The sequence below is a fragment of the Williamsia sp. 1138 genome (assembly GCF_002095435.2).
In the GTDB taxonomy this organism is placed as follows: Bacteria; Actinomycetota; Actinomycetes; order Mycobacteriales; family Mycobacteriaceae; genus Williamsia.
On sequence record NZ_MJEJ02000051.1, the window covers coordinates 39219 to 52298 of the forward strand.

Below are 13080 nucleotides of genomic sequence, written 5' to 3' on the forward strand. Positions count from 1 at the left end.
CATCGATCAAAGGTGCCGACTACTCGTCGGCACCTTTGTCGACGGCGGTGGCCATCCAGTCGAGAAGGTCGTCGCGCACCTCGCCGCGGTTGGTTTCGTTGAGGATCTCGTGGCGGGCGTCTTTGAACACCCGGACCGTCACGTCGTCGAGACCTCCCGCGCGGAAATGGGCTGCCAGCAGATCGACCAGTCCCCCGCCTCCGTTCACCGGGTCACGATCGCCGACAGCGATGAGAATCGGCAGATCGGCTCGGATGGTCGCCACCGCGGCGGTCTCTGCGATCCGGCGGGCGGCGACGAACATGTCGCGGCCCGACTCCTGATCGATTCCGAAACCACAGAGCGGGTCGGCAACGTACGCGTCCACGATGTTCTCGTCCCTGGAGAGCCAGTCGAAGTCGGTGCGGGCAGGTGCGAACGGCGCGTTGAACATCGACAGGTCCAGCTCGGCATCGAGGTCCAGGGCCGGTTCGAGCCCATCCAGGGCCGCAGTACCACTGAGAACCACGGCATCGACTTTCGCACTCCCGCCGTCGAGCAGGAACTGCTGGGTCGCGAACGACCCCATGCTGTGCGCAAGAAGGATCAGCGGCAGGTCCGGGAACTCGCCGCGTGCCGTGTCCACGACGCGCCCGATGTCGGAGACGAGTCCAGCCCAACCGCCCGGGCCCAGATCTCCGAGTTCGCGTCCGGACAGCCGTGATCGGCCATGGCCACGGTGGTCGTAACCGAAGACCACATACCCGTCGTCGATGAGCGCCTGGGCAGTTTCCTCGTACCGCCCGATGTGCTCACCCATGCCGTGCACGAGCACCACCACGCCGACGGCTTCCGACGTGGGGTCCCAGCGAACCGCCGAGATCCGAACGCCGCGATCTGCCGGGACCGTGAACTCTGTTGACATGTGTTTCCTCTCGAGACGCCTGTGTGCGCGGGCACCACGAAAGAGCCCCACTGCATGCTGATCCGTATTCTCATCGATCGAATGGGTTAAATCCTGCTTTCTGCCAGGCTCGGCGCGCTGCGCTGTGCTTGTATGTCTGCATGTTCGGCGTCCTGAGCCCCTGTATCACCCATCTCGACTCGGAGTTGGGTGCGCAGTGGCGCGCTCACATGTGCGGCGTGTGTCTGTCATTGCGCAACGATCACGGGCAGCTCGCCAGGCTCACCACCAATACAGACGCCATCGTGGTATCGATACTCGTTGATGCGCAACGACAATCGCCATCGAACATGGTGACGGCGGGTCCCTGCGCGCTGCGCGGGATGCGGACCGCTCAGGTCATCGCACCGGCCGAACTCAGTGTCCGTCTCGGCGCCACCACCTCGCTCACGCTCGCGTCCGCGAAAGCTGCCGATGTACTGGCCGAGCAGAGGGCCGGCCTGGCGGCACCTTCCGCGCTGCGCTCGCGCGGCGCCCGGTTCGCGGAACCACGGCTTCGGGCCAAGGCGCTCGCCGACGGCCAGGTCACGACAGCCATCGGAGGCAGGGCGTTACTCGACGATCTGGCGGGACAAGCCGATGTCGAAGTCGGTGGAGCGAGCCTCGACGAGATCACAGACGGCGCCGCCCGGGCGGCGGCCGCGGTGTTCGCCGCGACCGCAGACCTGGCCGGCGCACCGGAGAATCGAGCTGCGCTCGAGCAGATCGGTTCCGACTTCGGTCGCTGCGCTCATCTGCTCGACGCCGCCGAAGATATCGAAAGCGATTGCAAGACAGGTGACTTCAATCCCCTGACGGCGACGGGGACCAGTCTTGAGAGGGCGCGGCAAGACTGCAGGCGATTGATCTCGGCGATTCGCACCGCCACCGATACGCTTGTGTTGCGCGACGATCGGCTACTTCGGGTACTTCTGCTCGGAGGGCTCGAGCGTGCGATGACCCAGGTCTTCGGCCACCGCACAGAAGCTGTCTTCACCACACCCGGCCCGCCCCCGCGCCCTCCCCTACCCCCTTTTCACCGGCGCATCTTGCCGTGGATGGGCGTGTACTGCACCGGGTATGCATGTTGTGCCGACCACACCAATCCCTGCAATGGCAAGCGTCATCAGGGCGCCTGCAAAGGATGCGACTGCGACTGCTGCGACTGCTGCGATTGTTGCGACTGCTGACGGAGCCCGCGACGCACCGGACGTCATGTCGGGTGGGTGATCTTCCGATGCTCCTTCTCCCCGAGGTCGAAGAGGGCCCACACCGGTCCTGTGAGCAGCCAGACGACGGTGATGACGCCGAGTGTCGGGAACACACCGTGAAGCGCTGAGGCCTGCGCACCGTCCGCGACGGTGAGAGACAGTCCGATCACCGCGACAGCGGAAACAGCCGCTGCGCACAGCCATTGCCCGAACAGCATCAACTCGCGACGAAATGCAGCCGGCCCATTCTTGGGACGACGAGGCGGCGGTGGACCGTCGGCGAACCAATGTGCACATCGGAGATCGGCCCACTTGATCGTGGAATGCCCGAATGCGACGGTGACGCCGAGGTAGATACCGGCGAGCCGATGAACCGTTTCGACCTCGCTGCCGCGATGGATGTCCAGTGCGACCGCGACGAGCAAGAGCACATCCAGGGCGGGAACGAGCGCGAGCACGGCCGTCGAGGCGCGGCGCCGGTGCAGCAGGTAGCGGGTGGCCAGCCCGGCGAAGACCAGCACCCAGAATCCGATCTCGCAGCCGATGATCAGGGCGAAGATGGGTGAGTTCATGTCGTCGAGTGTGTGCCGCAACCGCTGCTCGCCACATCGGCCACCCGGGTGAGATCGGGTCATCACTTATGAGGACGACGGCCGATCGACGTTGTGCTGTGATGGTCACCGGGAGGTGCGATGGCACTGGTACGGATCGATTCGGGTCGGCGGCGAGATCTCGGCGTCGCCGTCGCATTCTTCGCCGCCGGCCTCGTGTTGTACATCGGCGATCTGCGCTACTTCTTCGGTCCCACCGCTCTCAACACATCACTGCCGCAGTGGCTTCCGGTCCTCACCCTGGGTCTGGCGTGCTTCTTCCAGGCTTGGCGTTCGAGCCGGCCCGCAGTCGCGTTCGCCGGCACCACCGCGGCTCTCGCGCTCGATGCGTTCTGCGGTCCGACAATCGCGGTGTGGATCGTCTACTCCGATGTGGTCTATGCCGTCGCCAGATACGGCTCCGCGCGGCTGCGGCGGGTCATGCTCCTGGTCAACTGGCTGGTTGCTGCGATCGTACTCACGGTGGCTCTCACCGGTTCCGGCGATTGGCGGGTGGCGCTGCTGGCCATGCTGCTCGTCACGGCCCTGATCGCCTCTCCGGCCTCGTACGGCCACGCCATCAGACAGCACGAGCTCGCCGCAGAGAGTGAACGTGATCGAGCTCGCGCTGTCGAGGCCCTCGCGATGCGCGACCAGGAGGTCGCGATCGCTTCCGAACGGCGGCGGCTCGCGCGAGATCTCCACGATGTGGTCGCCGGCCAGCTCTCCGGAATCGCCCTGCAGTCGGCCGCGGCACTCGAGACGCGCGATGCCGGAATCCGCGACTCGGTGCTGCGCTCCGTACGATCGTCCAGTGTCGAGGCGCTGCGTGAGATGCGGACGATGATCGATCTGTTGTCAGGACCTGACGACTTCGACGCCCCGGTCACCGCGACCCTGGATCACATCGAACGACTCGCCGATGCGGCCCGGGCATGCGGGTCGAGTGTCGACATCACCGTCGAGTCGACCCGGCTCTCTCCGGTGAGCACGATCGTGGCCTATCGGATCATCCAGCAGGCGCTCACCAACGCGGCTGCGCACAGCCCGGGCGCGGACGTCGAAGTCGTGGTGCGCCAGCAGGCTTCGTCCGCGGTGATCTCGATCGCCAACGCTGTCCACGAAGACGTCGTGCTCCCCGAGGAGATCGTGGGTCACGGCATCGAGAACATGCGGGTTCGCGCCGGATCGGTCGGCGGCAGTCTCGACGTCGACATCACCGATCGACGGTGGAACGTCGTCGCCGAGCTTCCGACTCCGGTCATCGACCGCCTGCCAGGATCTGATCCCCACCGCGCGTCCGGTCTCACCGGGCCGCGATGACTACGCGGGTCCTGATCGCGGACGATCATGCAGCCATCCGAGCCGGGCTACGAATGCTCCTCGAGACGTCCGGGGACATCGAGGTGATCGGTGAGGCATCCGACGGTGATCAGGCGGTCAGGATGACCGCCGAACACAGACCGGATGTCGTCCTGATGGACATCCGGATGCCCGGTACCGACGGCATCGACGCGACCGGCCGCATCTGCACCGCAGGCGATTCCAGGGTGCTGATCCTGACCACGTTCGACATCGACGACTACATCTTCTCGGCACTGCGAGCGGGGGCCTCTGGATTCATGTTGAAGACGGCGAGCGCGGCGGAGTTGATCTCTGCGGTCACCGCGGTGTCGCGTGGAGATGCCGCGCTTGCCCCTGAGGTGACCCGCCGTGTCATCGACCAATTCGCGCACCGGCCAGACGGTTCAGCCGATGTGCAGCGGGGACCTGTTGAGCGTCAAGACATCTCAGAGTTGACCGAACGGGAGCGCGAGGTTCTGGCGACCCTCGGTGCAGGATTGTCGAATGCCGAGATCGCCTCTGCACTGTTCATCGGTGAGACCACCGTCAAGACCCACGTGTCGCGGGTGCTGAGCAAGTTGGGGCTCCGATCGAGACTGCAGGCAGCCATTGCGGCCCGTGAGAACGGGTTGACCTTCAGGCCCGGCGAGTCGGACTAATGAAGTTGGGGAAAGCGCCCCGACTCGTCCAGGTCGTACCGCTGTACCCCCACGACGGCACTGGTCGGCAACGCGCCGTACAGATGCGGGAACTGGGTGCCTGCCGCATCCGGGGGGTCGCCGTCCTCCCAGACGATCTCGGCGCCCACCCGCAGCGGATCGATACTGAGCAGCACCAGATCGGCCTGGTCGCGGTACAACAGGTTTGCCGGGATGTGCACCTGTTTGCGATCCGAGAGATGCACAAAACCCTGCTCCCCCAGCGAGGCAGGTTCGATCGACCCGGACGTCCTGGCTTCGAGCCAGTCGGAGATCGAGCACAGATGGACCAGATGTACGTCGCCGCTCACCCCATCAGCCTGCCGCATCAGCCGGTGCCGGCGCCAGAGGCAATATCGGTTGTGCGCGCGGTGAACACAATCGCCGCAATCACCAGAGCCATGCCGCACAGCTCGGGCACCGTCGGAATCTGGGCGAGAGCGAGCGCACCGACCACTGCGGCCGTCACCGGGAGCAGGGCCAGCAGGAGTGCGAACTGCGAGCGGCCCACCTTCGACAACACGATCTGATCGAGCAGGTATGGGATCGCGCTCGAGAGCACGCCGAGTCCGATCCCGATGGCCACGATCCGCCAACTCCACAACGAGTCCGTGCCCGCCGACCCGCCCAGGCCGATGACCAGAGGTGCGGCGAGCGCGCCCGCCACCGTCAACCCGATCGCCAGATCATCGATCCCGTCACGCCAGGGCGCCGCATTCCGGCCCGCCGCGGGCGATGCGGAGGTGGTTTCTTCCGTACCTCTGCGCACCGATCCGCCCGCGACCACCTTGCCGACCACGATGTACGCCGCCCAGAGGGCCGCCGCGAGCAACGCGAACAAGACACCCTCAGGCGACCCCTCCACGCTGGCTCCGCTGAGCAACACCACACCCACGAGTACGGCGAGCACCGCGAAGCCGTCCGACAGAGTGCGTGAGCCCGCCGCCGCCACGACGACCGGCCCCAGGAACTCGATGGCGACCGCCACGCCCAGGTCTATCGAATCGATGGCCGTGTAGAAGGCCATGTTCATTCCCAGCGTGACGAGTCCGAACGCGGCAGCGGTCAGCAGTCGCCGAGGCGGGAACCGGACGCCGATCCGCGGCCAGCGGCGCGCCGCCAATGGCCACCACACCGCCAGCAGCACCACACCGGCGCCGGCCGCGCGCAACCAGGCGACCGTGGCGGGATCGAATCGACCGAACAGTGGAACAGCGATCGAGGCCCCGAGGTATTGGCACACGGCGCCGATCACGAAGAGCGCGGAGAGTGTCGAGAGCCCACGCGCCGCCCCCGGGGTTTGGACTCGGCGCGACATTGCAACACTGTAGGTGGGTCACACGTCGTCACCCGCCCACCCGGCCGCACGCTGGGATCTGTCTCACACCGGTGAACCGGCGAATGTTGCAGATCGTGGTTCGGCTGTTACGGGTGAGTGACGACACACCGGAGGGCCCCCGGGAACAAAGCCGATTGCCAAATCGTCTGAAAGAGTGAGAGTGGATGTACCACCCCGGTACATCAGCTCGCGAAGGGACCGCGTAAGCGCAGGCCCTGGACGGAGGAAAACATGTCAGACACCATCACCACGCCCCCGATCCACATGCCACTGACCACTGCCGACCGCTGTGATCGTTGCGGTGCGGCGGCACGTGTACGCGCGGTTCTCTCCACAGGTGGAGAGCTGCTGTTTTGCCGTCACCACTTCAACGAGCACGAAGCACGCCTGATCGACATGGGTGCGACCGTGGTCACCAACGAAGAAGAGCTGGTCTAAGAACTCCCGTCACGCCGCCGCGGCTCACATCACGTGAGCCGCGGCGGTGCTGTATCCGGGCCCGCTGGCCGGACGTGTGCGCGCGGCACGCTCACCGCCACTTGCGCAACGCCTCGATCCTGGCCTGCAACTGATCCGCCGTCGCCATGGCGGTGGGAGGACCGCCGAGCCGCTCCCGCAGGTCGTTGTGCACCTGGCCGTGCGGTTTTCCGGTGCGATGGTGATGCATCGCCACCAGGCTGTTCAACTCACGACGCAGAGCGGTGAGCTGCTTACCCACCGACGGTTCGTTCTTCACCACCGGCGCGGGCGTCGGTTGCGCGCTGCGCGCCTCGATCTGGGTCGCTTGGCGTTGTTGCAGGAGATCGCGGACCTGGTCGGCATCGAGCAGACCGGGCAATCCCAGATAGTCGGCCTCTTCGTCGCTGCCGGAGAATGTGGCGGTGCCGAAGGACGACCCGTCGTAGATCACCTGGTCCAGTTCGGCGTCGGCATGGAGGGACTCGAATCCCCGCTCGTCTTCACCGTCCTCGTCTTTCTGCTTGTTCGCGTCATTGAGTAGCGCGTCGTCGAGTCCTTCGGACTCCCGGTGCGGTTTGCCGAGCACGTGGTCGCGCTGGGCCTCCAGCTGCGCAGCCAACTGCAGCAGCACAGGGACCGACGGCAGAAAAACGCTGGCGTTCTCACCAGGCCGACGCGACCGCACGAAGCGACCGATCGCCTGCGCGAAGTAGAGCGGAGTCGACGCACTGGTGGCATAGACGCCAACGGCGAGACGAGGGACGTCGACGCCCTCGGACACCATCCGAACTGCCACCATCCACTCGTCCTGCGACTCACTGAACTCCGCGATGCGGCTCGACGATTTCGGATCATCCGAGAGCACCAGCGTGGGCATCTTGCCGGTGATCGCCTGCAGCAATTCGGCGTAATCCCGGGCCACGGTCTGATCCGTCGCTATCACCAGACCGCCTGCGTCGGGCATGCCCGAACCACGCAACTGCCTCAGCCGGGTGTGGGCGGCCTGCAGCACGGCGGGGATCCAGTCGCCGTGGGGGTCGAGGGCGGTACGCCACGCGCGCGCGGTGTGTTCGGCCGAGAGCGGTTCGCCGAGCCGGGCGGTGAACTCCTCGCCCGCGTTGTTCCGCCAACTGGCCTCACCGGAGTACGCGAGGAAGACCACCGGGCGCACGACGCCGTCAGCCAGGGCGTCGGAGTAGCCGTAGACGTAGTCGGCGACCGATCGGCTGCCGCCTCCGGCCTCCGGCTCGTAGGTGATGAAGGGGATGGGGCTGTCGTCGGACCGGAAGGGGGTTCCGGTCAGTGCCAGGCGCCGGGTCGCGTCGGAAAAGGCCTCACGGATCGCTTCACCCCAGCTCTTGGCATCGCCACCGTGATGGATCTCATCGAGGATGACCAGCGTTCGACGATTTTCGGTTCGCACGCGGTGCCGGGCCGGATGGGTGGCGATCTGGGCATAGGTCACGACCACACCCTGATAGTCCGAGCTCGTCTGTCCCGCGGAATTGCTGAACCGGGAGTCCAGCGCGATGCCGGCGCGCGCAGCGGCGGCGGCCCACTGGTGCTTGAGGTGTTCGGTAGGGGCGACGACAGTGATCTGGTCCACCGTGCGATCAGCGAGCAACTCCGCCGCGATCCGCAGCCCGAAAGTCGTCTTGCCGGCGCCCGGCGTCGCCACCGCCAAAAAGTCCTTGGGTGCCGCGGACAGGTACTTGGTCAGGGCGCGCCGCTGCCACGTACGCAGCGGCGAGGCGGCCGGCGGAGGGGCCGGTTCGGTGACCTGAGATCCGGAGAGGGCAGAGGGTCGGGTCACGACAGGGCACAACTCCTTGACTTGCGATGAGGTTCTTCAATCGGGCCAACCGGTCTGCCCGGATGGCGTGTGCTCCACTGCGTCGGGCGATTCGGCGCACTGCGCTCGTCCCGCCGGGGCACCGCAAAATGTTACCGCGCCGCACCGCGATCAGCCCACAGCGTCGGCGGCGCGGCATCTCCCATCGCGCTCGATCTTCCGTAATGCTGGTCTCATCACACAGCCAACCGAACCCTCCCCCGAACCCACGACGCAGAATCCGTCGCAGGTCGATGACACCCGTCGACAGGAAGGTGCCGGCGACCGGCCGCGCGTACTCAAAAGCCTGCCCTGGATGTTGTGGCGCACCATCACCAAATCCTGGGACGACTCGATCTTCGCGATGTCGGCCCAGGCCGCGTTCTGGCAGACGCTGTCATTGCCCCCGCTGCTTCTCGGTCTTCTCGGTTGCGTCGGTTACGTCGCGAATTGGTTCGGGCCGAACACTGAGGAGATCATCCAGGACCGGATCATCAGCTTTGCCGATCGCACCTTCAGCCAGAATGTGGTCGACGAGATCATCACCCCCACAGTCGACAACGTGCTCGTCAGCGGGCGCGCCGAGGTTGTCTCGCTGGGCTTCGTGTTGTCGCTGTGGGCCGGGTCCTCCGCGATGTCGAGTTTCGTCGACTCCATCGTCGTGGCCCACGGTCAGCACAACGTCCGGCACGCGGTGACGCAGAGGCTGTTCGCGTTGTGGCTCTATGTGTGTTTCCTGGTTCTCGCCGTCCTCACGCTGCCCCTCGTGGCGCTCGGGCCGGCCTATGTCCGCGAGGTGATACCCGACTCATGGCACCCGGCCAGTTCGGTCGCCATCGAATACGGATACTTCCCCGCGGTTGCGTTGCTGTTGCTCGCCGGATTGACGACCCTCTATCGCGTCGCCCTGGCGAAGCCCCTCCCGTGGCATCGACTGGTACCCGGCGCGCTGCTCGCGGGCCTCGTGTTCTGGTGTGCGAGTGCGATCCTGCGGTGGTACCTCTCGACGATCACCCAGACCGGATACAGCTACGGCGCACTCGCCACCCCGATCGCCTTCTTGCTCTTCACGTTCTTCCTCGGCTTCGCCATCGTGGTGGGCGCCGAATTCAACGCGATCGCCCAGCAACTGTGGCCCGCGAACCCGACCAAGATCGATCAGGTCCGCGATTGGGTCTCCCAGCAGACGAGCGACATAACCGATCAACTCAAAGGTGTCCCAGCGTGGCTGCCGTCCGGGCCGATCAAACGCAGTGAAGCGTCACCGGCCACGCCCACTCCCGCGCCGCGGGAGAAAGAGACCCCGGCTACGGGGCCTAACGCACCGGGCTGAGCGCCGGACCGATCACTCGCCCTTCTTCATGCGCGAGTAGATCTTCTTGCACTTCGGGCACACGGGTGAGCCCGGTTTGGCCGAACGGGTGACGGGGAAAGTCTCTCCACACAGGGCGACGACGATGTTGCCCATCACCGCGCTCTCGACGATCTTGTCTTTCTTCACGTAGTGGAAGAACTTCGGGGTGTCGTCCTCTGTCGTCTCGTCGGTAGTGACTTCGGGCTTGTCGAGGGTCTGCGTATCCACCATGGGAACGATTCTGCCCCGACAATCCGCGATGGGCCAACGCGTAGGTCGCGGTGGACCGTTCGCCGACCACGTCGGGGCCGATCCAACTGCAGGTGGCCGTCCGGCAACGAAAGTGGGACAGTGGAAAACATGGCTCCGAAAGAACACGCGCCGGAGACTTTTCTCATCACCGAGGCTCAGACCTCTCTGGAAGAACAGCACCGGGCCCGCGTACGCAAGTACCTGACGTTGATGGCGTTCCGTGTCCCCGCACTGGTCCTCGCGGGGGTCATCTACGGGGCAACACAGAACGGTTTCCTGGCGCTCGGAGTGATCATTCTGTCGATCCCGATTCCCTGGGTGGCGGTGTTGATCGCCAACGACCGGCCGCCGCGAGCCAAAGGCGAAGTGCCTCACTACAAATACGGCACTGAGCGAGCAAACCAGCTCACCCAGAAGCGAGCCTTCTTCGGTCTCGATAGACGCGAGGAGTGAGCGCTCCGGGTTCAGCTGCCGATCTGTACACCCTTGCGGACGACCTTCGAGCCGCATTTCGGCAGGCCGGCTATACGGCGGATGGGGTACTCGACCTGCTCGGCGACGAGGCCCACGGGGCGCTGGGCCGCGGCGAACCGGTACCGGTCCGGCGGGCGTGCGCCGACGGCGGCACACTCGGAACCCTGATCCGGCTCCTGCTCCTCGGTGACACCTGCAGCCGATCACAGGTGTCGTCCGCGCTGTCGCCGCTGGACATCGACCGGGCGATCGCCGCCGGACTCCTGGAGGTCGACGGCGCCGGGCTCTGTGCGGCCATCGATGTCCGTCCGGTGGACCTCGGGTCGGGTAACCGTTGGCTACTGTCCGACCTCGACGGAACGATGCGCCGCAGGGCGATCACCGAGGACCACGTACTCGGTGTGGGGCACGCATCGTTGTCCCTGCTGAAGGCCACCGCGTCGGATCCCGTCGGATCCGTACTCGACGTCGGCACCGGCTGCGGAGTCCAGGCGATCCACGCCGCAGACTTCGCCGGCCACATCACGGCGACCGACATCACCGATCGCTCCCTGGCGATGACACGAGCGGGGTTCGCCATCAACGGCATCGACCCCGGTCGGGTCACCTTGTCCAAGGGCGCGTGGTTCGGTCCCGTCGGGGGCCAGAAGTTCGACCGGATCGTCGCGAATCCACCCTTTGTCGTCGGTCCACCGGAGGTCACGCACACGTACCGGGACTCCGGCTTGGACCTCGATGGCGCGAGCGAGCTCATGTGCCGAACTGCGCCGAAATTCCTCACCGAAGGCGGCACTGCCTCGATGTTGGCCTCATGGGTCGTCACCGGGGACGACTGGAGAACGCGAATATCGCAGTGGATCCCCGACAACGGGGTCGACGCATGGGTCGTGCAGCGCGATGTTGCCGATCCCGCCTTGTACGTGGGCACCTGGCTGCGCGACGCCGGTCACGACCCCCGCGACCCGGCATCCGCGGAACTCGCCGACCGCTGGCTCAGACATCTCGACCGGTCCGGCGTGTCGGGCATCGGATTCGGGTTCGTCTTCCTGCGCCGCACCGACGAGCCGACCGACCTGCTCGCCGAGGAGCTCGGGCACTCGTTCGACGATCCGATCGGGCCCGAAGCCGACGACTATCTCCGCCGCACCGCGTGGTTGCGAAGCCATGACCTGACGAACGAGCGATTCTCGGTCACCGAGGGCGCGGCCCTCGAACGGGTGGCGACTCTGGACCCCGACACCGGATGGCAGGACGTGGTGATGCGTATCCACCGTCCGGACGGTCCACGGTGGAGTCACGAGATCGACACCCTCGGCCAGGCGCTGCTCGCAGGCCTGCGTCCGGACGGGTTGACCCTCGGCGAGATCACCGAACTGCTCGCGGTCGCAACCGGCGACGATCAGATCGACAGGGCGGCGGTGCGGCAGCTGGTGGAGGGTTTGATCCGCCACGGAATCGTACTGCCGGCGGAATGGACCGCATCCTGCCGGGAAACCTCAGGGCACTCTCAGTAACTTCTCAGATCGATAATCAAAAAGTGCTGGTCACAGCGTCGGCTCCGAGGAACCTTCGTGGAACTATCTGGGCCGCCTCCTCCGTTGAACCAAGTGAAGACAACCGCACTTGAGGAGGCCGACATGTCCAGCCCCACCACCATCCGTCCGGCGATGACCGAACAGGACCTGGATGCGCAAAGCCCGGCCGCGGACCTTGTTCGCGTGTACTTGAACGGCATCGGCCGCACCGCACTTCTCAACGCCGAGCAGGAAGTGGAGCTGGCCAAGCAGATCGAGGTCGGGCTCTACGCCAAACACGTCCTGGCCACCCGGAAGCGTCTGTCGGCCGTCAAGAAGCGCGACCTCGCGACGCTGATCCGGGAGGGTGAGTCGGCCCGTTCGCACCTGCTGGAGGCCAACCTGCGGCTCGTCGTGTCGCTGGCCAAGCGCTACACCGGCCGCGGGATGCCGTTGCTCGACCTGATCCAAGAGGGCAACCTCGGCCTGATCCGGGCCATGGAGAAGTTCGACTACGCCAAGGGCTTCAAGTTCTCCACCTACGCCACCTGGTGGATCCGTCAGGCGATCACCCGCGGCATGGCAGATCAGAGCCGCACGATCCGGCTTCCGGTCCACCTCGTGGAGCAGGTCAACAAGCTGGCGCGGATCAAGCGTGAGCTCCACCAGCAGCTCGGGCGTGAGGCCACCGATGACGAGTTGTCCTCGGAGTCGGGCATCCCGGCCGAGAAGATCGCCGACCTCCTCGATCACAGTCGTGACCCGGTGAGCCTGGACATGCCGGTCGGCAGCGACGAAGAGGCACCACTGGGTGACTTCATCGAAGATGCAGAGGCCACCTCCGCCGAGAACGCCGTGATCGCAGGACTTCTGCACACCGACGTCCGCACGGTCCTGGCCACTCTCGACGAGCGGGAGCAGCAGGTGATCCGGTTGCGCTTCGGACTCGACGACGGTCAGCCGCGCACCCTGGACCAGATCGGCCGCATGTTCGGTCTGTCCCGCGAACGAGTACGCCAGATCGAGCGTGAGGTCATGTCCAAGCTGCGTCAGGGCGACCGCGCCGAGCGGTTGCGCGCGTACGCCAGCTGA

At 65.8% G+C, this 13080-nt stretch carries 14 protein-coding genes; 8 read left to right on the plus strand and 6 right to left on the minus strand.

The features are described 5' to 3' along the window. Positions 1-19 precede the first annotated feature (19 nt). Complete coding sequence (locus BH683_RS22350; protein WP_084838491.1) at positions 20-904, minus strand: alpha/beta hydrolase; 885 nt, start codon at positions 902-904, stop codon at positions 20-22. 140 nt (positions 905-1044) lie between these two features. On the opposite strand from BH683_RS22350, the gene BH683_RS22355 reads away from it, so the two are divergent. Beyond that, complete coding sequence (locus BH683_RS22355; protein ID WP_084838492.1) at positions 1045-2112, plus strand: DUF5685 family protein; 1068 nt, start codon at positions 1045-1047, stop codon at positions 2110-2112. A 23-nt stretch (positions 2113-2135) separates the two neighbouring features. On the opposite strand, the gene BH683_RS22360 is transcribed toward BH683_RS22355, so the two are convergent. Then, positions 2136-2705 (minus strand): hypothetical protein, encoded by a 570-nt coding sequence (locus tag BH683_RS22360; protein WP_084838686.1) that lies wholly within the window; start codon positions 2703-2705, stop codon positions 2136-2138. A gap of 120 nt (positions 2706-2825) precedes the next feature. Here BH683_RS22360 and BH683_RS22365 point away from each other — a divergent pair, with 120 nt between their 5' ends. Continuing rightward, positions 2826-4046: a histidine kinase gene (locus BH683_RS22365; RefSeq protein WP_084838493.1), complete on the plus strand. Its 1221-nt coding sequence runs from the start codon at positions 2826-2828 to the stop codon at positions 4044-4046. Then, a complete protein-coding gene (locus BH683_RS22370; protein ID WP_084838494.1) occupies positions 4043-4726 on the plus strand; it encodes a response regulator transcription factor in 684 nt (227 codons plus the stop codon). The genes BH683_RS22365 and BH683_RS22370 overlap by 4 nt, the downstream gene beginning before the upstream one ends. On the opposite strand, the gene BH683_RS22375 is transcribed toward BH683_RS22370, so the two are convergent. Both BH683_RS22375 and BH683_RS22380 read right to left on the minus strand, forming a co-directional pair. Further along, positions 4723-5076 carry a DUF952 domain-containing protein gene (locus BH683_RS22375; protein ID WP_094647684.1) on the minus strand — a complete coding sequence of 118 codons (354 nt, stop codon included), beginning with the start codon at positions 5074-5076 and terminating at the stop codon, positions 4723-4725. The genes BH683_RS22370 and BH683_RS22375 overlap by 4 nt on opposite strands. A 17-nt stretch (positions 5077-5093) precedes the next feature. Further along, positions 5094-6083 (minus strand): EamA family transporter, encoded by a 990-nt coding sequence (locus BH683_RS22380; protein WP_084838496.1) that lies wholly within the window; start codon positions 6081-6083, stop codon positions 5094-5096. A 252-nt stretch (positions 6084-6335) separates the two neighbouring features. On the opposite strand from BH683_RS22380, the gene BH683_RS22385 reads away from it, so the two are divergent. Beyond that, entirely contained in the window at positions 6336-6542 is a 207-nt protein-coding gene (locus tag BH683_RS22385; RefSeq protein WP_084838497.1) for a hypothetical protein, read from the plus strand. Positions 6543-6633: 91 nt separating this feature from the next. Here BH683_RS22385 and BH683_RS22390 read toward each other — a convergent pair whose 3' ends face one another. Further along, complete coding sequence (locus BH683_RS22390) at positions 6634-8307, minus strand: DEAD/DEAH box helicase (RefSeq protein WP_246833545.1); 1674 nt, start codon at positions 8305-8307, stop codon at positions 6634-6636. A gap of 283 nt (positions 8308-8590) precedes the next feature. Between BH683_RS22390 and BH683_RS22395 the strand changes: the two genes are divergently transcribed. Then, complete coding sequence (locus BH683_RS22395; RefSeq protein ID WP_094647686.1) at positions 8591-9727, plus strand: YihY/virulence factor BrkB family protein; 1137 nt, start codon at positions 8591-8593, stop codon at positions 9725-9727. Positions 9728-9739: 12 nt separating this feature from the next. Here BH683_RS22395 and BH683_RS22400 read toward each other — a convergent pair whose 3' ends face one another. Next, complete coding sequence (locus tag BH683_RS22400) at positions 9740-9976, minus strand: DUF3039 domain-containing protein (protein ID WP_084838687.1); 237 nt, start codon at positions 9974-9976, stop codon at positions 9740-9742. Positions 9977-10108: 132 nt separating this feature from the next. Between BH683_RS22400 and BH683_RS22405 the strand changes: the two genes are divergently transcribed. From BH683_RS22405 to BH683_RS22415, 3 genes are all read left to right on the plus strand, one after another. Continuing rightward, a complete protein-coding gene (locus BH683_RS22405) occupies positions 10109-10453 on the plus strand; it encodes a DUF3099 domain-containing protein (RefSeq protein WP_084838500.1) in 345 nt (114 codons plus the stop codon). After that, positions 10450-11988: a methyltransferase gene (locus BH683_RS22410; RefSeq protein WP_084838501.1), complete on the plus strand. Its 1539-nt coding sequence runs from the start codon at positions 10450-10452 to the stop codon at positions 11986-11988. The genes BH683_RS22405 and BH683_RS22410 overlap by 4 nt, the downstream gene beginning before the upstream one ends. Before the next feature lie 123 nt (positions 11989-12111). Then, positions 12112-13080, plus strand: coding sequence for a sigma-70 family RNA polymerase sigma factor (locus tag BH683_RS22415; RefSeq protein ID WP_084838688.1), 969 nt, complete (start codon positions 12112-12114; stop codon positions 13078-13080).

Coding starts and splice junctions, on each gene's coding strand:
- BH683_RS22365 (WP_084838493.1), top strand. CDS start 2,826: ATGGCACTGGTACGGATCGATTCGGGTCGGCGGCGAGATCTCGGCGTC.
- BH683_RS22350 (WP_084838491.1), bottom strand. CDS start 904: ATGTCAACAGAGTTCACGGTCCCGGCAGATCGCGGCGTTCGGATCTCG.
- BH683_RS22360 (WP_084838686.1), bottom strand. CDS start 2,705: ATGAACTCACCCATCTTCGCCCTGATCATCGGCTGCGAGATCGGATTC.
- BH683_RS22405 (WP_084838500.1), top strand. CDS start 10,109: ATGGCTCCGAAAGAACACGCGCCGGAGACTTTTCTCATCACCGAGGCT.
- BH683_RS22380 (WP_084838496.1), bottom strand. CDS start 6,083: ATGTCGCGCCGAGTCCAAACCCCGGGGGCGGCGCGTGGGCTCTCGACA.
- BH683_RS22370 (WP_084838494.1), top strand. CDS start 4,043: ATGACTACGCGGGTCCTGATCGCGGACGATCATGCAGCCATCCGAGCC.
- BH683_RS22355 (WP_084838492.1), top strand. CDS start 1,045: ATGTTCGGCGTCCTGAGCCCCTGTATCACCCATCTCGACTCGGAGTTG.
- BH683_RS22415 (WP_084838688.1), top strand. CDS start 12,112: ATGTCCAGCCCCACCACCATCCGTCCGGCGATGACCGAACAGGACCTG.
- BH683_RS22385 (WP_084838497.1), top strand. CDS start 6,336: ATGTCAGACACCATCACCACGCCCCCGATCCACATGCCACTGACCACT.